General features: G+C 60.8%; 20 protein-coding genes and 1 pseudogene. 6 read left to right on the forward strand and 15 right to left on the reverse strand.

Features of this window, described 5'->3' with window-relative positions; genetic code table 11:
• Together MHM84_RS20975 and MHM84_RS20980 are read right to left on the reverse strand one after the other, a co-directional pair.
• On the reverse strand, positions 1-682 hold a 682-nt coding region (locus tag MHM84_RS20975; RefSeq protein WP_239268954.1), incomplete at its 3' end, for an aldehyde dehydrogenase family protein.
• Positions 683-769: 87 nt separating this feature from the next.
• Complete coding sequence (locus MHM84_RS20980; RefSeq protein ID WP_239268956.1) at positions 770-1,600, reverse strand: p-hydroxycinnamoyl CoA hydratase/lyase; 831 nt, start codon at positions 1,598-1,600, stop codon at positions 770-772.
• A gap of 92 nt (positions 1,601-1,692) precedes the next feature.
• Here MHM84_RS20980 and MHM84_RS20985 point away from each other — a divergent pair, with 92 nt between their 5' ends.
• Positions 1,693-2,187: a MarR family transcriptional regulator gene (locus MHM84_RS20985; protein ID WP_239268958.1), complete on the forward strand. Its 495-nt coding sequence runs from the start codon at positions 1,693-1,695 to the stop codon at positions 2,185-2,187.
• 36 nt (positions 2,188-2,223) lie between these two features.
• On the opposite strand, the gene MHM84_RS20990 is transcribed toward MHM84_RS20985, so the two are convergent.
• The 5 genes from MHM84_RS20990 to MHM84_RS21010 form a co-directional block, all read right to left on the reverse strand.
• Positions 2,224-3,291 (reverse strand): TRAP transporter substrate-binding protein, encoded by a 1,068-nt coding sequence (locus MHM84_RS20990; RefSeq protein ID WP_239268960.1) that lies wholly within the window; start codon positions 3,289-3,291, stop codon positions 2,224-2,226.
• Between the two features lie 34 nt (positions 3,292-3,325).
• Positions 3,326-3,802 carry a DUF3237 domain-containing protein gene (locus MHM84_RS20995; RefSeq protein ID WP_239268962.1) on the reverse strand — a complete coding sequence of 159 codons (477 nt, stop codon included), beginning with the start codon at positions 3,800-3,802 and terminating at the stop codon, positions 3,326-3,328.
• Between the two features lie 12 nt (positions 3,803-3,814).
• Entirely contained in the window at positions 3,815-5,134 is a 1,320-nt protein-coding gene (locus MHM84_RS21000) for a TRAP transporter large permease (RefSeq protein ID WP_239268964.1), read from the reverse strand.
• Entirely contained in the window at positions 5,134-5,700 is a 567-nt protein-coding gene (locus MHM84_RS21005) for a TRAP transporter small permease (RefSeq protein WP_239268966.1), read from the reverse strand. The genes MHM84_RS21000 and MHM84_RS21005 overlap by 1 nt, the downstream gene beginning before the upstream one ends.
• Before the next feature lie 151 nt (positions 5,701-5,851).
• A complete protein-coding gene (locus MHM84_RS21010; protein WP_239268968.1) occupies positions 5,852-6,355 on the reverse strand; it encodes a MarR family winged helix-turn-helix transcriptional regulator in 504 nt (167 codons plus the stop codon).
• Positions 6,356-6,561: 206 nt separating this feature from the next.
• Here MHM84_RS21010 and MHM84_RS21015 point away from each other — a divergent pair, with 206 nt between their 5' ends.
• Positions 6,562-8,382, forward strand: a complete 1,821-nt coding sequence (locus MHM84_RS21015; protein ID WP_239268970.1) for a feruloyl-CoA synthase — start codon at positions 6,562-6,564, stop codon at positions 8,380-8,382.
• A 217-nt stretch (positions 8,383-8,599) separates the two neighbouring features.
• Here the strand turns inward: MHM84_RS21015 and MHM84_RS21020 are convergent, their stop codons facing one another.
• The 8 genes from MHM84_RS21020 to MHM84_RS21055 all read right to left on the reverse strand — a co-directional run bounded on the left by MHM84_RS21020 (position 8,600) and on the right by MHM84_RS21055 (position 15,645).
• A complete protein-coding gene (locus tag MHM84_RS21020) occupies positions 8,600-9,814 on the reverse strand; it encodes a DcaP family trimeric outer membrane transporter (protein WP_239268972.1) in 1,215 nt (404 codons plus the stop codon).
• A gap of 436 nt (positions 9,815-10,250) precedes the next feature.
• Positions 10,251-11,129 carry a DMT family transporter gene (locus MHM84_RS21025; protein WP_239268974.1) on the reverse strand — a complete coding sequence of 293 codons (879 nt, stop codon included), beginning with the start codon at positions 11,127-11,129 and terminating at the stop codon, positions 10,251-10,253.
• Between the two features lie 110 nt (positions 11,130-11,239).
• Positions 11,240-12,064 (reverse strand): sugar phosphate isomerase/epimerase, encoded by an 825-nt coding sequence (locus MHM84_RS21030; protein ID WP_239268976.1) that lies wholly within the window; start codon positions 12,062-12,064, stop codon positions 11,240-11,242.
• Between the two features lie 21 nt (positions 12,065-12,085).
• Entirely contained in the window at positions 12,086-12,298 is a 213-nt protein-coding gene (locus tag MHM84_RS21035; RefSeq protein ID WP_239268978.1) for an FAD-binding protein, read from the reverse strand.
• Positions 12,299-12,303: 5 nt separating this feature from the next.
• Complete coding sequence (locus MHM84_RS21040; RefSeq protein WP_239268980.1) at positions 12,304-12,804, reverse strand: FAD-dependent oxidoreductase; 501 nt, start codon at positions 12,802-12,804, stop codon at positions 12,304-12,306.
• 149 nt (positions 12,805-12,953) lie between these two features.
• Positions 12,954-13,910, reverse strand: a complete 957-nt coding sequence (locus MHM84_RS21045) for an AEC family transporter (RefSeq protein ID WP_239268982.1) — start codon at positions 13,908-13,910, stop codon at positions 12,954-12,956.
• A gap of 83 nt (positions 13,911-13,993) precedes the next feature.
• Positions 13,994-14,773, reverse strand: coding sequence for an IclR family transcriptional regulator (locus MHM84_RS21050; protein ID WP_239268984.1), 780 nt, complete (start codon positions 14,771-14,773; stop codon positions 13,994-13,996).
• Positions 14,774-14,853: 80 nt separating this feature from the next.
• A complete protein-coding gene (locus MHM84_RS21055; protein ID WP_239268986.1) occupies positions 14,854-15,645 on the reverse strand; it encodes an IclR family transcriptional regulator C-terminal domain-containing protein in 792 nt (263 codons plus the stop codon).
• Positions 15,646-15,766: 121 nt separating this feature from the next.
• Between MHM84_RS21055 and MHM84_RS21060 the strand changes: the two genes are divergently transcribed.
• The 4 genes and pseudogenes from MHM84_RS21060 to MHM84_RS21075 all read left to right on the forward strand — a co-directional run.
• Positions 15,767-17,098, forward strand: a complete 1,332-nt coding sequence (locus MHM84_RS21060; protein WP_239268988.1) for an adenylosuccinate lyase family protein — start codon at positions 15,767-15,769, stop codon at positions 17,096-17,098.
• 182 nt (positions 17,099-17,280) lie between these two features.
• Complete coding sequence (locus MHM84_RS21065) at positions 17,281-18,099, forward strand: CoA transferase subunit A (protein WP_239268990.1); 819 nt, start codon at positions 17,281-17,283, stop codon at positions 18,097-18,099.
• Positions 18,099-18,875 carry a CoA-transferase subunit beta gene (locus MHM84_RS21070; protein ID WP_343218313.1) on the forward strand — a complete coding sequence of 259 codons (777 nt, stop codon included), beginning with the start codon at positions 18,099-18,101 and terminating at the stop codon, positions 18,873-18,875. Before MHM84_RS21065 ends, MHM84_RS21070 begins: the two co-directional genes overlap by 1 nt.
• A pseudogene (locus MHM84_RS21075) lies at positions 18,872-19,040 on the forward strand (3-oxoadipyl-CoA thiolase); the annotation flags it as partial. The gene MHM84_RS21070 and the pseudogene MHM84_RS21075, both read left to right, overlap by 4 nt.

The raw sequence follows: 19,040 nt of genomic DNA on the forward strand, positions 1-19,040 counted from the left end.
CGGTGAAGTTGATGCGTCGCACCGCGGCATGATCGATCAGCGCGCCGACCACGTCGGCGGCCTGGGCCGGCGCGTTGGTGATCACGTTGACGATGCCGTCGCCGAGACCCGCCTCGACGAGCACCTCACCGATCAGGTGATGGGTCGCCGGGCACTGCTCCGAGGCCTTGAGAATCACCGTGTTGCCGCAGGCCAGCGGGGTGGCGATGGCCCGGGTGCCGAGGATGATCGGCGCGTTCCACGGCGCGATGCCCACCACCACGCCGCACGGTACGCGCACGCCCATGGCCAGGTTGTCGGGCACGTTGGAGGGGATGATATCGCCGTTGATCTGCGTGGTGAGTGACGCGGCCTCGCGCAGCATGCCGGCGGCGACCATCACGTTGAAACCGGCCCAGCCCGGCGTGGCGCCGGTCTCGTCGACCATGCGCTCGATGAAGTCGGCCTGGCGGGCTTCCATCCGTTCGGCGGCCTTGAGCAGCTTCATGCGCCGCTCGCCGGGGCCGGTCTTCGACCAGGCCGGGAAGGCGCGCGCCGCGGCGTCGGCGGCGGCGCGGGCATCGTCGACGGAGGCGGCCGCCGCGCGGGTGACGGTCTCACCGCTGAGCGGGTTGGCGCGGTCGAAATCAGCGTTTTCCTGGGCTGGCCGCGACTGGCCACCGATCAAGAGTTCGAGGTTCATTGGAGTACTCCGGTTCCTGCGGATGCGGTTGTTGGGCGACGCTGCCGGGCATCCGTCAGGCAGCGTCTCGCGAAGGGGATAAGCCGATCAGCGGCGGTAGCTTTCCAGCCCTGGCTTGATGCTCTTGTCGTCGAGAAACTGCTTCAGGCCCTGCTCGCGGCCACGCTCCGGATCCAGCAACTGGGCCTGATCCAGCTTGGCGTACAGGTACTCTTCGTTCTGTTCCCAGGTCAGTTCACGGCATAGCTTGAAACCGATCTTGGCAGCGCGCAGGACGACCGGGTTCTTTTCGCGCAATGTCGCCGCCAGCTCTCGCGTGGTCTCGCGCAATTGCGCCAAAGGCACACTGCGGTTGACGAGTCCCATATCGGCGGCCTGACTGCCGGTAAAGGTTTCGCCGGTCATGATGTAATAGAGCGCCTGACGGTGACCGACCGTATCGGCCATGGCCTTGCTGACCAGGTTGCCCGGAGGAATGCCCCAGTTGATTTCCGACAGGCCGAAAACGGCATCGTCCGAGGCGATCGCCAGATCGCACGCCACCAGCGGCGAAAAGGCGCCACCGAAGCACCAGCCGTTGACCATGGCAATGGTCGGCTTGGCATAGTTGCGCAGCAGCTTCCATTGCCAAGTCGATGCATCGCGGCGGACCTTGACCTGGACGATCTCGGGGCTGGCATCGATTTCGCGGAAATACTCCTTGAGATCCATGCCGGCGGAGAACGCCTCGCCTTCACCGGTGAGCACCAGCACGTGCGCGTCCTGGTCGAGCTCGACAGTTTCCAGGACATCGATCATCTCGCGGTTGAGCGTGGGGCTCATGGCATTGCGCTTGGCCGGACGGTTCAGGGTGACCCAGGCGATGCCGTCTTCGACGTCGACCTTTACGGTTTCCCAGCGATTGGTGTAGTCAGTCATAAAGTTACCTGCCAATTTAGTATCAAGTAGGTTGATGTTTACCTGATCTATACTAGTGCGCTACTCTGCGCTTGAAAAGAGGAAAATCCCCCATGCCCAGACAATTCGGAACTCGCTCCGAAGCGCAGGACCCGCATCCCCATCAGGACGAAGAGAGCCCTCGCGTTGCGTACCTGATAGGCCGTTTGGACCGCGCGCTACGCAAGCACATCGGCGATGCCGTGCGTCCCCTTGGCCTGACCATGCAGCAGTACACGGCGTTGTCGGTACTGGCAAAGCGCAGCCCGTTATCCAATGCCCAACTGGCCGACAAATCGCTGGTATCCCCCCAGGCGGCCAACGAGATGGTCAAGCTCATGGAGCAGAAAGGCCTCGTCGAACGCTGCCCCGACCCCAACCACGGGCGCATCATCCAGATCAGCATGACCGGCGAAGGACAGCGCGTACTCGCGGAATGCGACAGGGCGGTCATCGCCTTGGAAAATTGCATGATGGAGACCATGAGCGGGCAGCAGCGTGTCATGTTTCAGCGTCATCTCAAGGAAGCGTTGAAGGCCCTGGGAGCCGGCCTGGTCGAAACCGACTGACGTGCACCGGCTCAGGGTGCCGGCGCGGACGTGTCGTCAGTTGCGGGTATATTTCAGCACCAGTCGGTTGGCATCGTCGTACAGTTGCTGGCCATCGAGCCCTGCCTCGTCGGCCTCGGCGATCCACCCATCGACGACATCCTGGCCGATGGCCTGCCAGCGCTGGGTCTCTTCGCCACTCAGGCGATGGATCGTGCCAGGCTGTTCGCCGCTCTGTATCTTGTGGATCTGTTCGAGATCGGCCCGATCCATGATCTGGCCGATTTTGTAGGCTTCCTGTATTCCCGAGTGGGCATCGATGACGGCTTTCAGGTCGTCGGGCAGCGCATCGTACTTGGCCTGGTTCATGGCCACGATCATCATTGTGGTATAGAGGGCGCGGTCTCCGCTGAATGTGGTGTGTTCCGTGGTGATGTCGGCCAGTCCCATGGCGGTGATCGCTTCGAAAGGAATCACCGTGCCATCCAGTACGCCGCGGGACAGGGCTTCCAGCGCCTGGGCGACCGGCATGCCTATCGGTTGCGCGCCGAGCTGGGACAGGTACTCGTTGACCAGCCGGCTAGGACCGCGGATCTTGAGCCCCTTGACGTCGTCCAGCGACTCGATGGGCGCGTCCTTGGTATGTAGGGCGCCAGGGCTATGGGTATGCACGGCGATGGGGTGTACCCCGGCGAGTTCGTCCTGCATGTGTTGCATGGCGTACTCGTGCGCAGCCTGGCTGGTTGCGGCGCCGCTGGTCGGGAGAAAAGGCAGATCGAAGACTTCCGCCTTGGGGAACCGGCCCGGATTGTAGCCGAGCACCGTCCAAATGATATCCGCCTGGCCATCCTTTGCCTGATCGTAGAGCGAGGGAGGCGTGCCGCCCAACTGCATCGCCGGAAAGAGTTCGACGTTTAAACGGCCGCCCGATTCTTTCTCGATCGCCTCCTTCCAGGGAATGAAATAGTGTTGATGGACGGGAGCGGAAGGCGGAAAGAAGTGATGTAGTCGTAGCGTATAACTTTCCTCTTGCGCTTGGGCGGATAACGGAAGGGCAAATAACGAGGACAGGATTAGCGTGAATAGTGTCTTCGCTGACAGTCTTTTCAGGGTGTGCTTGTGCATTTTTATTCTCCGTCGATTTTATATTGTTATTGTATTAGTTGACCGCAAACAGATTGACGATAACGCTGTCCGGCATTCTTTCGGCATCGCCGATAAATATCGTTCTGTTAAGCCAGTCGTAGTTTTTACTGGTTGACTGCAAACGAGGCGTGGTTTGGAAATAATATTCGTCAGGCGCCACTATTTCTCCGTTGAGAAGGCGCTCCATGATAGCCGGTGAAGCATGCCGATAGCCGGTGTTGGTCACTTCGATAAGGTCGCTTTCATGGGTTTGCAGGAAATAGCGCGCCTCGAGGACGGCAGTGCCGTCTTCGCGTAGCGTTTGCCAATCTCCGCCGCCTGCAAGAATACGCCCGCTCAGGCCAGGGCCTGAAAAGCTGCCCCCGGTGATGGGAATGAATCGACGGCGGCCTTCCGCGGCCAGGCCCAGTTCCAGCGGCGAGTCGACCTCGACCTGCAGGCGGGTGACGAATTCCAGCGTGGGGTAGCGTTGTGCGACGGCAGTGGGCATGTCGGGCACTCCTCAATACAGGAAATAAACGAACCAGAGGGTAATCGCCGGAAAGCAAACGAGCAGGATGACCCGCACGATATCCGCCGCCAGAAAGGGCAGGATGCCCTTGAAGATTTCCATCAGCGGGACGCGGGGCGCCATGGAGTGGATGATGAAGATGTTCAGGCCGACCGGCGGAGTGATCATGCCGACCTCCACGACCACCAGCGACAGCACCCCGAACCAGATGGCGACGTCGGCGGCGGGCATGCCGAAATCCATGCCCACCATGATGGGCAGAAAGATGGGTACGGTCAGCAGGATCATCGACAGGCTGTCCATGAAGCATCCCAGCACCAGATAACAGAGCAGAATCCCCGCGAGGATGATCCAGGGGCTGATCTCCAGACCCACGATCCAGGCGGCGGTCATCTGCGGGAGCTGCGTCAGGGCCAGGAAGCTGTTGAAGATGCTGGCGCCCAACACGATGAAGAAGATCATGGCGGAGGTGATGGCCGTCTCCAGCAGACAGTCCCGCAATCCGTCCCAGCGCAGGCCGCCCTGAATGAAAGCCAGTGCCCCCGTGGCGACGGCGCCCACGGCAGCGGCTTCGGTCGGCGTGAAAATGCCGGTATAGATCCCGCCGATGACGAGAATGAAGATGGCGGCGCCAGGCCAGACCCGGATAAGTGAGCGGAGTCGCTCACCCATGGGCGTCTTGGGCTTGCTGGGGGCGCTGTCAGGGAAAAGGCGCACGAACACTGAGATTGCCAGCATGTAACTGAGCGCAGCGAACAGGCCGGGCACCAGCGCGGCGGCAAACATCTCGTTGATGTTCTGTTCGGCGAGAATGGCATAGATGACCAACACGACGGAGGGCGGAATCAAGATGCCCAGCGTGCCGCCGGCGGCCAGTGACCCCGTCGCCAGGCTGCCGCGATACCCTTGGCGTTCCATTTCGGGCAGCGCAACCTGGGTCATCGTGGCAGCCGTCGCCAGCGAGGAGCCGCAGATGGCGCCGAACGCGCCACAAGCGCCAATCGTCGACATGGCTAGCCCGCCCCTGAGATGCCCCAGCCAGTCGTTGGCCGCCTGGAACATGCTGCGTGAGAGCCCGGCGCGTGCGGCAAACTGGCCCATCAGCAGGAAGAGCGGAATGATCGACAGGGTATGGCTGGAAAAGTGTTCGTAGGGCAGTGTCTTGAGGCCGTTCAGGATGCCCATCGGGCCCATGATCAGCATGGAGCCGGCCGCGCCGATGACTAGCATGGCCAGGCCGATAGGAATCCGTGCTCCCATCATCGTGAGTAGCAGGGCGAAGCCGCCCACGCCCAAGGTCATTGGTGTCATCAGGCGTCTCCTACTTGGGTGTCGCTGTCAGGGGTTGCGCGAAGAGACGCGAACGAGCGGTAGAGGCATACCAGGGTCAGCAGGGCGAAGCCTACAATGCCGGCGGCGTAGCCCCACCATAGCGGGATGCCCAGCAGCATGCTGGTTTCCATGTAGCGCTGCTTGTCGAGAAGGCCGTGATACAGGCGCCAGGTCATGATGGCGGAGACGAGCGTAAACAGGACCTCGGCTATCACTGCCGTGGCTCGCTGAACGATGCGTGGAGCATGCATGACGATCAGATCCACCGTGACGTGGCCGCCGCGGAGATGGCAATACGGCAGGAACAGGAAGATCGCCGTTGCCGTACCCATTTCGACGAGTTCGTAATCCCCGCTAACGGGGCCTACCCAGTCGAGTCCAGGTAGTGCGCTGAGGTAGGGAAGGCTGGCAATCCATCGTCCGGCGATGCTGCATACGGTCATGATGGCTAGCGCTGCGATCAATAGACCGCCGAGAACGGCCGCAGCTTGGCAGCACCTTTCCAGGAGGCGCCACACGGATGTCGTGTCGGCTTTTTGTGTCATCGTTGAACCGCTCATGATTGTTCTTGACCACCTTGTGAGGCTGGGGCAGCGAATCGGTCACGTTGTGATTAGTTGCTTTGTATAATTAAATTTCCTGCCTGACGCTTGCAAGCCGGAAAGCGACAAATCGCTGCGAATTGCGGCTAAAGGATTAGTCCACGTTGTCGGCAGGACTGTAGATCTTGCGCAGCAACATGAGTAACTGGCGCCGCTCGATCTCGCTTAGGGCCTGGGTTGCCGCCAGGTCGCTCTGTCTCGATAGCTCCTTGAGCCTGTCGACGAGAGCTTCGCCCTGCTTGGTGAGGAAGATGCCGTGCGAGCGACGGTCGCGCTTGCAACGAACCCGCATGGCCAGGCCCCTCTCCTCGAGACTGTTGACGAGGTTGACGACTCGGGGCGGATCGATGGCCAGGGTCTGGGCGAGGCTGGATTGCGTCACGCCGGGATAGCCTTCGATCACCACCAAGGAAGAAAACTGCGCGGGGCGAATGTCGTGTTCACGCATGGCTTCGTCAAAGTGCTTGAAGACTTTGAGCTGTGCACGGCGAAGGGCATAGCCAAGGCGTTCCTCCAGTACCAGGCCGTCCACGGGGCCAGTGTCGGTGTCTTCGAGTGCCGCCTGGCGGATCGCGGGCTCGTTGTCGGAAGGTTGCATAGCGGTTACTTCCTCACAGAGTTTCATTCGTTTCGTTGATATACATAACTTTTTATCGGCAGGCCAGCACGCCGAGATGGCAGAAGCCTGATGCCGCTTAGCCTAAAGTCTCACCTGGGTATTCTAGCAAGATAGATAGTTGGAGTTTATAACTAAACGGCACTGGCATCGGGGCATAAAGCCAAAAATTTTCGATGGAGTACGCCATGTTGCCTGAAAATGGCAGAACGCTGGATGACCGCACCAAGCGGGACGGGGAGGTTGCGACCTATCGGCTGAGCGGCGGTGACGTCGATGGCTATTCACGCTGCATTACCGAAAATCTTCTATATTGGGCCGAAGCACGCCCGGACAGTATTTTCCTGGCTCAGCGAGAAGGTGAGGAACGTCGTTGGAAGACGTTGACGTTCGCCGAAGCGATGCCGCTGGTGATGAGACTCTCCCAGGCGCTGCTCGATCACGGCTTGTCCGTCGACAGGCCATTGATGGTCATGTCCGGCAACGACATACCCCATGCCTTGCTGGCCTGTGCAGCGATGCACGTGGGAATACCCTATGTGCCGGTATCTCCCTCATATGCCCTGCTGGCCAGCGACTACGCCAAGTTGCGTTACGTCTGCGACTTGATAACGCCAGGCATGGTCTTCGTGGATGATGAGGCGCGTTTTGCAGCCGCTCTGGAAGCGGTCTGTGGTGAAGAGATGACTATCGTATCGTCGCTGGCCTCGGCGCGTGCCAAGTCTTTCGCTGCTCTCGCCGACACGCCTGTCAATGAGGGAGAGGTGGAGCAGGCTCACGCTCACGTGTCGCCCGACAGCGTGGCCAAGCTACTGTTCACGTCCGGATCGACCGGCATGCCCAAGGCTGTCATCAACACCCAGCGCATGCTGTGCAGCAACCAAGCGATGCTGGTACAACAGCTGCCCTTTCTGCAACGACAAGCGCCAGTGCTGGTGGATTGGCTGCCCTGGCACCACACCTTTGGTGGCAACACGATTCTAGGCATGACCATTCACAATGGCGGTTCGCTCTACATCGATGATGGCAGCCCAACACCTCAGGGCGTATTGAGGACCGTCGACAATCTGCGCGAGATTTCTCCGACCTTCTATTGCAACGTGCCCAAGGGATTCGAGGCGCTGGCCGATTATTTGCGCGATGATGAGGCGTTGAGGTCGTCCTTCTTCAAGCGCCTGAAAATGCTGCACTTCGGAGGCGCCGTGCTGCCGGCGCATGTCAGAGACACGCTCGATGACCTGGGGCGTACCACGACGGGTCAGCGTGTTCCGATGTTGACGGGACTGGGCTCGACGGAGGCCTGCCTGGCGTTCTGTACCGATGACGACTCGGCCATTTCCGGCCTGGTGGGCCGGCCGGTACCGGGCATGCAGGTAAAGCTCGTTCCATCCGGCAATAAATGGGAAGCGCGTCTCAAGGGCCTCAACGTGACTCCCGGCTATTGGCGGGCACCGGACAAGACTGCCGACGCTTTCGATGAAGAAGGCTATTACTGTACCGGTGATGCCATGCGTTTCATCGATCCGGAAAGGCCCGAGCAAGGCCTGATTTTCGATGGACGGCTCAGCGAGAATTTCAAGCTGATAACGGGAACCTGGGTCAATGTCGGGGTCTTGCGCTTGCAAGTCATCGAAGCGCTTGCCCCTGCCGTGCAGGACGTCGTCATCATTGGCGAGGGGCAGGGGTACCTGACGGGGTTGGTGGTCCTGAATCCTGCAGGTTGTGCCCAGCAATTGGCTGCCGAACCCGACCAGGAATTGGCGACACTGGCGCATAGCGCGCCGTTGCATGCCTTTTTGGCTGACCGGCTGGCTGCCCATCGCCAGGGTAAGTCGAGTTCCATGCGCCTGGAACGCTTGCTGGTACTCGATTTTTCGCTTTCGTTCGATAAAGGCGAAGTGACGGACAAAGGCTCCGTCAATCAACGCCAGGTCCGCGAAAGCTATCCGGACTTGATTGACGAGCTTTACGCCAGCACACCCTCGTCTCGTGTGATTCTGCCTAGCTAGGCCACACTCTTCAGTCAATCCGAGCCGGGGGCATTAGCGCCCCCGCTTTCGGTTCCGCCTACCTCACTGTCTCCCTGTCGTGATGCCTGATTGGGCATCGGTCAATGCTGTCATCATTGAGCCGTTGCTTGGCATCGGCGTACTGAGAGGAAGCAAAAAACTGGCCCCGAAGGGGCCAGTGCAAGGATCGAAAAGCCAGTCGAGAACAGCGCTCGCCTTAGAAGTGGAAGAGGGCACTTGCCATCAGGCGGCTGGCATCCATGGACTCGCCAGCGACGTTCTCGACGTCGGCATACTGATACTCCAGGCCGAGCATCGTGCGGCTGGTCACGTCCCACATGACATTGGCAAAGGCATAGTCGACCGTGTCGAAATTATTATCGTAAGCGCCATCGTCAGGCAGGTCCTGGGTCAGGCGCGAGTAGCCAATGGAGCTGAACCAGTCGGCCGTCCAGTTGTGGTTGAGCGATACCCCGAAACCCAATGTATCGATCGTTTCCAGCTCACCGTCTTCCAGATAGACATCGGGCGCATTGCGGTGGCCGGTATTGCCGGGGTTGCCCATGTAGTTTCCAATGCCGCTACCGTAGGTCACGCTACCGTTTAGCTTGGTCGCCGCCCCCAGCGGCAGGCTGGCTTGTGCCTGCACGCCGTAGCCGGTTGCGTTGTCATCCACGGAAGACACATTACCGTTGCTGGCTAGCTCGCGAACCATCCCGGACAGCGCAAAAGCCCGCTTGTACTCGTAGCGTACTGTCAGGTCGGGCAGCTGGCTTTCGGTGCTCGTCAAGCCATCGGCCTGGCGGGCAATGACAGTTTCGGAATCTTCCAGTGAGAACGACAAGGCGCCTGCGCCGAGCTGCGTCGTGTAGCGAATCTGTGGGTTGCGGTCGAACGAGTAGCCCTTGGGATCGCCGAGCGCGAGCGTGCGTGTGCCACCCACGAAGCTCATGAAGTTCGACCAGGTCTGGCCGGCCAGGAAGCCGTTGAGCTCGCCATAGGCGTGGCGCAGACCGAAATCTCCAGCGGGCATGAAATGCCCTTCGAGGAAGGTCGTGAGCTTGCCGTAGTCAGTCGCAGTATGCGTACGGAAGTTCAGGCGCGACTCGTAGGCAGTAAATTGTGTACGGCCATCGGTCTCGTTATTGGGATTGAGCAGTGCGAAAGGATCGGTTCCTGCGTCGTAGGGCGCGCTCAAGTCGTAATCGAAATCGTATGTTGCATCCAGTTTGACGTAACCGCCGAAAGCGATGTCGGTCTTGGTGCCGGGGATGTTGATCGTCGTGCGATGGTTCCAGGGCGGGCCGACGCGGCTAGGCTCGCCGGTCACCAGGGGTTGTCCCGCTTCGACGACATCGAAGGCATGCGCCTGCGTGGCGAAAAAACAAGGAGAGAGCAGAATGCAGGCCGTTATTTTATTGAGTTTGAACATCGAGGGTTCCTTGAACTTATTGTAGGAGCTAAGCGTTATTTATAATGTTCGCTTTGCGAACAAATATTCGCAAAGCTGTTTAACTATGCAGACAGTTCGTTGAGAAGTCATTCCTCCAAAAGTCTCAATCGTTAAAAAATCAAAGAAGATGTTCGTGAGGCAGGCTTGTGATTTTTAGCGATATAAAATAAATCCTCCCTCTTCGGGTATAGAAAGGGCTTATAAGTTTTCGGGTTCCAGTCTCGGGTAAATGAGTTTTTCAGGGAAATCAGTTTCCAGTGATCGGCAATGCGATTTGTTTATATGCAACTAAAGTTGATCGAGGGGTTGGTGTTGAACTAGAGCCTTGTCGTTGGGGTTTTTGTCGTTTGGCGGCAGTATCGCTGTCTTTATGCAGAACTGACCACGCTGTCTCGGGTGCGCCAAATGCCTTATATCAGCGCCGGCGTGTCGCGATATATAGTCCTGCCGCGACGATAAGGATAGCGCCGAGATAGGTGTTTAGGCTGGGCACATCGCCGAACAGCAGAAAGCCGAAAAGCGATGACCAGATGAGCTGGGCGTAGAGGAAGGGAGAGGCCAGCGAGGCAGGCGCAAAGCGCATGGCCTGGATTAGGCCGAACTGACTAGCGGCCCCGAGCAGGCCGATGCCGAGGAACAGCCAGAGATCCTGAGTGGCAATCGGCGTCCAGAAAAAAGGCACGACGAGGCTGCTGATCAGTGCGCCTGCCAAGCCAGCATAAAACAACGACGTCAATGGGGCATCCGAGCGGCCGAAGCGCCGCGTGCTCAGTTGGTAGAGCGCGAAACAGAAAGCCATGCCGAAGGGGTAGAGCAGCACCGGATCGCTGCGCCAGTCGGTAGGGCCGATGGCGACGATTACGCCACTGAAGCCGAGCAGCACGGCGATACCGCGTTTGATGTCGAGCTTTTCACCGAGCAGCGGTACCGCCAGTACGGTGACCAGCAGTGGCGAGGTGAAGTTGACCACATGCACTTGCAGTAGGGGCAGCTGGGCGAGCGCAGTATAGGCGAAGGTGCTCGCGGCCAGCAGCATCACCCCGCGCAGGAACTGGCCCGGGACCGACTCGGAGATCAACAGGCGCTTGCCGGCACCACCGCGATAAAGAAGATACAGGGCGATGACCGCCACATGGCCGGTAAAGCGTGCCCAGACCACCTGCACCGAGGAATAGTCCTGACCTAGGGTCTTGGCCATCGAGTCGAGCAGGACGAAGAGCAATCCGGCGAGAAGCATGAAGCCGATGCCCAACAGGGGACGGTCGTTATGCACTGCCACGGTTCCATTGGCCATGAGGTTCCTTGGGAATCGGTCCCATTGTCATGCAGGCGGCAGGTTACGGAAGGCCGTTAACTCGCTAACGCTACGCGGTTTCATGGTGAGGCGTCAATCGGGCGACGTGTTCAACCAGAGAGGGAGCCGAGTAGCCGTTGGGTCTTTTCCAGAGCCATGCGCGCCCGGTCCAGAGCGCTGACGCCACGTTCACGCAGGGCCTGGGTGGGTATTTCCAGGCTCAGTGGAACATCGCTGGGCAACACATGCAGTAGGCCCTCGAGATCGATGTCGCCGTCACCGGGGAAACAGCGCTCCTGGCGGGCCTGGCGTATGATTTCAGCCATATCGTCGGGACGTGAGCCAATGACATCGCATAGCTGAACGTAGTGCATCCACCCGGCGGGAATGGTGGCCAAGTCGTCAAGGTGGCTACCCGAGCGGTCGAAGTGGAAGGCATCGACCAGCAGGCCGGCATTGGGTCGGGCGACGGCAGTCACGATACGCCGTGCCTGCTCGAGGTTTTTGACGCCGGTCCAGGGCATGAACTCCAGGTGTGGGTTGAGACCGAAGCCGGCCGCGAGGTCACAGAGCCCGGTGAAGTTGTCGGTGAGCCTGGCTTCGTCGTCGTCATTGCCTGCGACCAGTACCTGACTGGCGCCCAGTTCGGCACCGATCTCCAGCGCGCGGGCGAAGTCGGACTCGACGCGGGATTCGGGTTTGAGGCGCAGGATCTCGATGTCGAGTACCTGAATTCCGGTGTCATGCAAACGGGCCAATGTCTGCCGGCGCAGCGCGGCATCGGCAACGAGCGGAAAATGCTGTTCGTCTGGCGTCGCAGGGACCAAGCGTAGCCCGACCTGCTGGTAGCCGGCCCGGGCGGCGACCTCGACCATGTCGGGTGGCGAGAGCTCCAGGACGGTCAGAGCGGCCAGGGAAAAAGAGCGTGTCGGCATGCGGCTCCTCGTTATCCTTGTTCAGCGTTGGCCGGCGACGTGAAGGCCGGCGATATGCCCGAACGCCATGGCTGGCCCCAGGTTGACGCCGCCCGCTGGGTAATAACCACCCATGATGCTGGCCATGTCGGTCCCGGCGGCGTAAAGCCCGGCGATTGGGTTAAGTGAGGCGTCGAGTACCTGGGCGTGTTGGTTGGTCCTGAGCCCCGCGAAGGTACCGAAGCTGCCGGGCACGACCTTTACGGCGTAGTAGGGGCCCTCATCGAGCGGGGCGACACAGGGGTTGGGCCGCTGCGCTGGGTCGCCCTGCTTGCGATTGTAGGGCGTCGAGCCTCGCCCAAAGCTCGGGTCTTTGCCCTGACGGGCATGCACATTGTATTCGTCGACGGTGCGCCGCAGTCAGCGAACTGCAGGGCAGTATGCGTTTCGAAAAAACTCACCATCTGCGGCGCGGCCTCGAGGAAGGCGTCGATGCGTGCGGCATCGTAACGGTCTCCCAGTTCGTGGCGCAGATAGGTGCGTACCGTATCGATGTCTTCATGGATGCCCGCGCGTTGCGCCAGCGTGTTGCGAGGGACCCACATCCAGCCACCCGACCAGGCAGTGGCGCCACCCATCACCTCGTCTTTCTCGACGATGCATACCTTGAGGCCATGGTAGGCGGCGGTGACTGCTGCCGACAGGCCGGCGGCACCGGACCCGACCACGACCAGATCGTAATCAAGCGATGTCTCGCTCATGTGCGGTATCCCCTGGGATTGGGTCTCGCCTGGCCAGTCATCCGTATGGTCCAGATTCGAAACGCTTTGGGGTAATCTAGAACAACGTTCCATATTGCGCAATACGGACAAAAGTACGATAAGCGAAATTTTGCCTGCCGATCTTTCGCTTATCCGGCGAAGCCAAACAACTCGAAGGTGGAAACGATCCAGAGCAGGGCGCTGATGGTAACGAACGAGACCAGTGTCGTCCCCATCAGGGCCGCCGTACATAACTCCGGATGACCGTAGCGCTGGCCGAAGATGGGGTAGACGCTGAGCATCGGGGCACTGGCGAAGACCACGGCTGCCACCGCCAGGGCCGGATCGAAATCCGGTAGCGCCATGAACACCAGCAGAACAGCCAGCGGGTGGATGACCAGTTTGCCGCAGGCGATTTGGCTGGCGTCCTTGCGCATGCCGCGTGTTCGTAATCCATACAGCGTGCCACCGATCACGAACAGGGCGGTAGGCGCAGCGGCGGCCGCCATCATGTCGATGGCTTTGAACAACGGGGCGGGCAGAGGCACGCCGAGAATGGCGATGGCCACACCGATCAGTATGGCAATGATGATCGGGTTGCGACCCAGGCGACTCATGGATTGGCGAATGGCAGTGCCGAACGAGCTCCCGCTTTGCGAGCCCACTTCGGCCAAGGCTAGGGCCAGCGGAATGATCAGCAGGTTCTCGATGATCATGTTGAGTGCCATGGCAATGACCGCCGGGGAGCCCACCACCAGCGCGGCGACGGGGTAGCCGATGAAACCGCTGTTGGCCCCGGACATGCCCAAGGCATAAAGCGAGGCGACATCGAGTGACTTGCGACGTACGCGCAAGGCGAACGTCAGGGCGACACCGAAGACGATGACCGAGGCCAGCCCGTATCCCAGCAGATAGAAACCATTGAAGGTTTCTTCTATCGGACGCTGAATCAAGGCACGAATGATCAGGGCTGGTAAGGCAAAATTGATGACGAATCCACCCAGGCCTTGTATCTGGGGCTTGGCGATAAGCCGAGTCGCCACGGCGAAGTAGCCAACACCGATCAACAGAAAGATAGGGGCGGTTATCGAGACGATGGCAAGCACGGCACGTCCTTGTCAGGCAAGTGGATTCGAGTGGAGCCCGCCAGACACGACAGCGGGCAGATATCCGGCCGTGGAAAACCGGTTCAGGGAAAGAGTCGCGAGGACTGGCTGATTTGTGAAAGTTCCTCGGCGGCACGCAGCACGAGCGGGGCAAGCTGGTGCATGCGGTTCTCGGTCAGGCGCACGCTTGGCCCGGCCACGCTGAGCACACCCAGGGGATGCCCCTGAACGGGATGGCGGATCACAGCGGCGAATGCCGAGGTGCCCAAGGACGAGCTGTCGATCAACCAGCTATAACCGCGTTGGCGCGCCTGGTCGAGGTGGCCGATCAGTTCGGCCCGGGTTCGGGGCGCATTGGGCCCGTAGCGGTCCGGGTCGTCGGGGCCCTGACGTTCGACAAGTGACAGTGCCTCATCGTTATCCAGGCTGGCCAGCCAGGCATGGCCCGAGGCGGTATAGCGAAGCGGAGCTTCGCGTCCCATGTCGGGATCGTAGCGTAACCCCGAGCGCGACCCCTGTGCCTTGGCGATCCAGGTCTGGCGATTTCCTTCGATGACGCCCAGACGTACCAGTTCGCCCGTGTCTTCGGCCAGGCGATCGAGAATCGGCTGCACAGCATCGCTGGCACCGCTACAGGCCAAGTAACGAAAGCCCAGCGCAACGAGTCGGGTAGAGAGCTGATAGCGCTGGGACTGTGCATCTTGACGAACATAGCCCAGGCGAATCAGCTCGGCGCAGATGCGGTGCGCCGCGCTTTTAGGGATCTGCAACTGATCGGCAAGCGCCTGTAGTGGCAGGCCGTCGGCCGCGCTGGACAATGTCTCGATGACATTGAGCGTGCGTTCGATCAGGCTTCCGGCCATCGAATCTTCCTTCCTTTTATATTAAGTAGTGAAATAGTGAAGCAGTGAAATCTACAACCTAGTTCCAGAAATTTATCTATTCAGGTTACCTGCATCTGGATCTGGCGCGTCTTCTCCTGCAGTAACGGCAGGAAACTGTCGGTCAGGGTCGCCAGGTCGATGCGGGCGGCATTGGTGCTGATGTTGATGGCCCCCAGCATCTTGCCATTGGCATCGAAGGCCGGCACCGCCAGTGAGCGCAAACCGGAATCGAGTTCCTGATCGACGATGCAGTATCCCTGGCGGCGGACTTCCGCCAGACAGTCGCGCAAGGCCTGCTTGTCGGTGATCGTATGCTCGGTATAAGCCTTCAGCTCGGTCTTCGCGAGCAGCGCTTCGCGCTCGTCGTCGCCCAGGTAGGCCATCAGCACGCGCCCCATCGAGGTTGCCACGGCGGGCAGGCGGGTACCGATCGACAGGGTGATGGCCATCAATCGGTGCGGCGCTGAGGAGCGCGCCACGTACATGACCTCATTGCCGTCGAGTACCCCCAGCGATGAGGATTCGCCCAGCGTCTGGGTGATGTCTTCCAGGTGCTGCTGGATCACCGAGCGGTAGTTGTTGGCCGACAGGTAGGCATAACCCAGTTGCAGCGCCTTGGGCGCGAGTTCGAAGTGACGGTTCTGCTTGCGTACGTAGCCGAGGGAGTGAAGCGTGAGCAGAAAGCGCCGAGCGCGGGCACGGTTCATGCCGGTCTTGGCGGCGACCTCGCTCAGCGTCATGCGCGGCGTGTCGCTATCGAAGGCCAGGATAACGTCGAGGCCACTGGCCAGCGCCGTCACGAAATCACGGTCATCAGGACTCAGAGTCTCTTCTTTCGGTTGCGTCGACATTGCGGCGACATCCTTATTGTTACGTTGCTCCAATGCAACAAATGACTCTAGCATAGAGTTCGTTAAGCGAACATCTGTGCACCATTGCACTTTCGGACAGTACGATTCAGGGAGACACTGTATGTACGATCTGCTGCTGCGCCAGCCCTTCATGAGCGAAACGGGCATGCAAGCCATTCGTGCCCAGGCGCTAGTGGCCGCCATGCGCGAGGTGGAGCTGGCATTGGCGGCCGAACAGGAGGCCCGCGGCCTTTTGCCCGAGGGAACCGTCAAGGCATTGCAGACGCATCTCGATGACCATGCGTTCGACATGCAGGCGCTGGCCGAGGAAACCGCCAAGGGCGGCAACGCCGCGATTCCCTTCGTCAAGCAGGCCAAGGCGGCGCTGCCCGATGAGCTCAAGCGTCATTTCCACAAGGGCGCCACCAGCCAGGATATCGTCGACAGCGCGCTGATGCTCGTGCTCAAGCCGCGCCTGGAACGCTGCCTGTCGCTACTGGCCCAGGCGAGGACGTCCGGCTGCACGCTGATGCAGACTCATCGCGGTACCGCCATGGTCGGGCGCACCCTGATGCAGCAGGCGCTGCCGATCACTTTCGGTGCCAAGGTCGCCAACTGGCTATGGGGCCTCCACCAGGCCGAGCGTCGCCTCGACAATGTCGTGGCCAGCGGCTTGTACGTGCAACTGGGCGGGGCGGTCGGTGTGCACTCGGGGCTCGACGAGCATGGCCTGCCGTTGATGGATGGCCTGGCCGCGCGGCTTGGTCTTAACGCCCCGCTGTTGCCCTGGCACACCGATCGCCAGCCGATCCTCGCGCTTGCCGGCGCGCTGGATGCCGTGGCGGCCGGTGCCGATAAGATTGCCCTCGATGTCTCGCTACTGTGTCAGACCGAGGTGGGCGAGCTCAGCGAGCCGGCCGAGGCGGGTGTCGGCGAGTCCTCGTCGATGCCGCACAAGCGCAACCCGGTGGCCTGTGCCCGCATTCGCGCCGCGGCGCGTCAGGTGCATGGCAATGCCGGAATCATTGCCAACGCTGCCGCCCAGCCTTTGGAGCGAGGGCTGGGCGAATGGCATGCCGAGTGGGCGCCGCTGGTGGATAGCGTGCTGCTGCTCGAGGGGGCGCTGGAAACCCTGACTGCACTGCTCGATGGATTGGAAGTGCATAGCGAGGCCATGCAGCGCAACCTGGCGGTGACCGGCGGCGCGATTATGGCCGAGCCGGCCGCCCGGGTGCTGGTTCCGGCGGTGGGCAGCGACGCCGCCAAGCGCATCGCCCGCGAGTCGTCCGAGACGGCCCGCGTACAGGGGAGGCCGTATGCCGATGTACTGCTCGAACACGCCGAGGTGGCCGGTAAGGTCGACGAGGCGACGCTACGCGATGCGGTGCGACCGGAATTATACATTGGTAGCAGTCTGGCGCAGGTCGAGCGGGCCCTGAACGTGCTCAGATAGTTAGCAAGCTGTTGTTTTCATTAAGGTGAGCCTGTCAGGCAGGGCCGGCTTCACTCTCCGGCCCGCTTTTTTAGCGGTTTGACGCCGACGCCAATCCTAGGTAATTTTGTTCGTATCACAAACCAGTGTTCACAATGCGAACAAAGGCGTTGGGAACGACAGCGTTGAGAGAGGCAAGACCCATGGCCGAATTTCTCAGCCTGCATGACGCGGTGGCGCGCTACGTCGAGGACGGCGCCACCGTGGCCATGGAGGGCTTTACCCACCTGATTCCGTTTGCCGCAGGCCACGAGATCATCCGTCAGAGCAAGCGCGACCTGACGTTGATCCGCATGACCCCCGATCTGATCTACGATCAGCTGATCGGGGCCGGCTGCGTGAAGAAATTGATTTTTTCATGGGGTGGCAATCCCGGTGTGGGGTCGCTGCATCGCCTGCGCGATGCGGTCGAGAAGGGCTATCCGTGCAAGGTCGAGATTCTCGAGCACAGTCACGCCACCATGGCCTGCGCCTACGAGGCGGGTGCCGCTGGCTTGCCGCTGGCGGTGCTACGTGGCTACATCGGCAGTGATCTGCCCAAGGTCAACGACCAGATCAAGTTCATCGAATGCCCGTTCACGGGTGAGCGTCTGGCCGCCGTGCCCTCGATCCGCCCCGATGTCAGCGTCATTCATGCCCAGCGCGCCGACCGCAAGGGCAACGTACTCGTCGAGGGCATCATCGGCGTACAGAAGGAAGCCGTGCTGGCCGCCAAGCACAGCATCGTCACCGTCGAGGAAATCGTCGATGACCTGGGCGCCACCCCCAATGCCTGCGTGATTCCCGGCTGGGCCATCGATGCCATCGCCGTGGCCGAAAAGGGCGCCTATCCGTCCTATGCGCACGGCTACTACCCGCGTAACAACCGTTTCTACAAGGAATGGGACGCCATCGCCCGGGACCGCGACGCCTTCAACGACTGGCTCAAGACCAACGTGTTTGAAGCGGGAGGAGAATCCTGATGAGCAACTATACCTCCGCGGAAATGATGACCGTCACCGCTGCGCGGGCGCTGGAGAACGGCACCACCTGCTTCGTCGGCATCGGCCTGCCCAGCGAGGCGGCCAACCTGGCCCGCCTGACCCACGCGCCGGATGTGGTGCTGATTTATGAATCCGGTACGCTGCAGACCAAGCCCGATGTACTGCCGCTGTCGATTGGCGATGGCGAGCTGTGCGAAACCGCGCTGACGACCGTCTCGGTCCCCGAGATGTTTCGCTACTGGCTGCAGGGCGGCAAGGTCGACGTGGGCTTCCTGGGAACGGCGCAGATCGACCGCTACTGCAACCTCAACACCACGCTGATCGGCGACTATACGGCACCCAAGGTACGCCTGCCGGGCGGTGGCGGAGCGCCGGAGATCGCCACCAACGCCGGCGAAGTGTTCATTACCCTGAAGCACTCCAAGCGTACCTTCGTCAGTGAGGTGGACTTCGTCACCACGCTCGGCTTCGGACGCGACGGCAAGGGCCGAGACGGTGTGCCCAACATCGGCAAGGGCCCGACCCGGGTGATCACCGACCTGTGCGTGATGCGACCCGATCCCGACACCAAGGAGCTGGTGGTGACCTCGCTGCATCCGGGCGTGACGGCAGAGCAGGTCCAGGAAGCCACCGGCTGGGAGATTCGTTTCGCCGACCAGCTCGAGACCACGCCCGAGCCCTCGGATCGCGAGCTGGAGGTGCTGCGTGAGTTGAAGGCACGAACCGACCGTCACCACTCGGGAGAGGATGCATGAGAGACGTTTACCTGTGTCATCCGGTCCGCTCGGCGGTGGGCAAGTTCGGCGGCGCGCTGGCAAGCGTGCGGCCCGACGACCTCGCCGCGGATATCTTCAAGGCGCTCCTGGCGCGGGCACCGGATCTCGATCCGGCGGCCATCGAGGACGTGATCATGGGCTGCG

The sequence above is a fragment of the Halomonas sp. McH1-25 genome, from assembly GCF_022348165.1.
GTDB lineage: Bacteria > Pseudomonadota > Gammaproteobacteria > Pseudomonadales > Halomonadaceae > Modicisalibacter.

Excerpts from the sequence above, each read along its gene's own strand:
- MHM84_RS21020 (WP_239268972.1), bottom strand. The coding sequence starts at position 9,814 with ATGTTCAAACTCAATAAAATAACGGCCTGCATTCTGCTCTCTCCTTGT.
- MHM84_RS21065 (WP_239268990.1), top strand. The coding sequence starts at position 17,281 with ATGGCCGAATTTCTCAGCCTGCATGACGCGGTGGCGCGCTACGTCGAG.
- MHM84_RS21055 (WP_239268986.1), bottom strand. The coding sequence starts at position 15,645 with ATGTCGACGCAACCGAAAGAAGAGACTCTGAGTCCTGATGACCGTGAT.
- MHM84_RS21015 (WP_239268970.1), top strand. The coding sequence starts at position 6,562 with ATGTTGCCTGAAAATGGCAGAACGCTGGATGACCGCACCAAGCGGGAC.
- MHM84_RS21050 (WP_239268984.1), bottom strand. The coding sequence starts at position 14,773 with ATGGCCGGAAGCCTGATCGAACGCACGCTCAATGTCATCGAGACATTG.
- MHM84_RS21025 (WP_239268974.1), bottom strand. The coding sequence starts at position 11,129 with ATGGCCAATGGAACCGTGGCAGTGCATAACGACCGTCCCCTGTTGGGC.
- MHM84_RS21060 (WP_239268988.1), top strand. The coding sequence starts at position 15,767 with ATGTACGATCTGCTGCTGCGCCAGCCCTTCATGAGCGAAACGGGCATG.
- MHM84_RS21030 (WP_239268976.1), bottom strand. The coding sequence starts at position 12,064 with ATGCCGACACGCTCTTTTTCCCTGGCCGCTCTGACCGTCCTGGAGCTC.
- MHM84_RS21010 (WP_239268968.1), bottom strand. The coding sequence starts at position 6,355 with ATGCAACCTTCCGACAACGAGCCCGCGATCCGCCAGGCGGCACTCGAA.
- MHM84_RS21000 (WP_239268964.1), bottom strand. The coding sequence starts at position 5,134 with ATGACACCAATGACCTTGGGCGTGGGCGGCTTCGCCCTGCTACTCACG.
- MHM84_RS20985 (WP_239268958.1), top strand. The coding sequence starts at position 1,693 with ATGCCCAGACAATTCGGAACTCGCTCCGAAGCGCAGGACCCGCATCCC.
- MHM84_RS21070 (WP_343218313.1), top strand. The coding sequence starts at position 18,099 with ATGAGCAACTATACCTCCGCGGAAATGATGACCGTCACCGCTGCGCGG.
- MHM84_RS20980 (WP_239268956.1), bottom strand. The coding sequence starts at position 1,600 with ATGACTGACTACACCAATCGCTGGGAAACCGTAAAGGTCGACGTCGAA.
- MHM84_RS21005 (WP_239268966.1), bottom strand. The coding sequence starts at position 5,700 with ATGACACAAAAAGCCGACACGACATCCGTGTGGCGCCTCCTGGAAAGG.
- MHM84_RS20990 (WP_239268960.1), bottom strand. The coding sequence starts at position 3,291 with ATGCACAAGCACACCCTGAAAAGACTGTCAGCGAAGACACTATTCACG.
- MHM84_RS21040 (WP_239268980.1), bottom strand. The coding sequence starts at position 12,804 with ATGAGCGAGACATCGCTTGATTACGATCTGGTCGTGGTCGGGTCCGGT.
- MHM84_RS20995 (WP_239268962.1), bottom strand. The coding sequence starts at position 3,802 with ATGCCCACTGCCGTCGCACAACGCTACCCCACGCTGGAATTCGTCACC.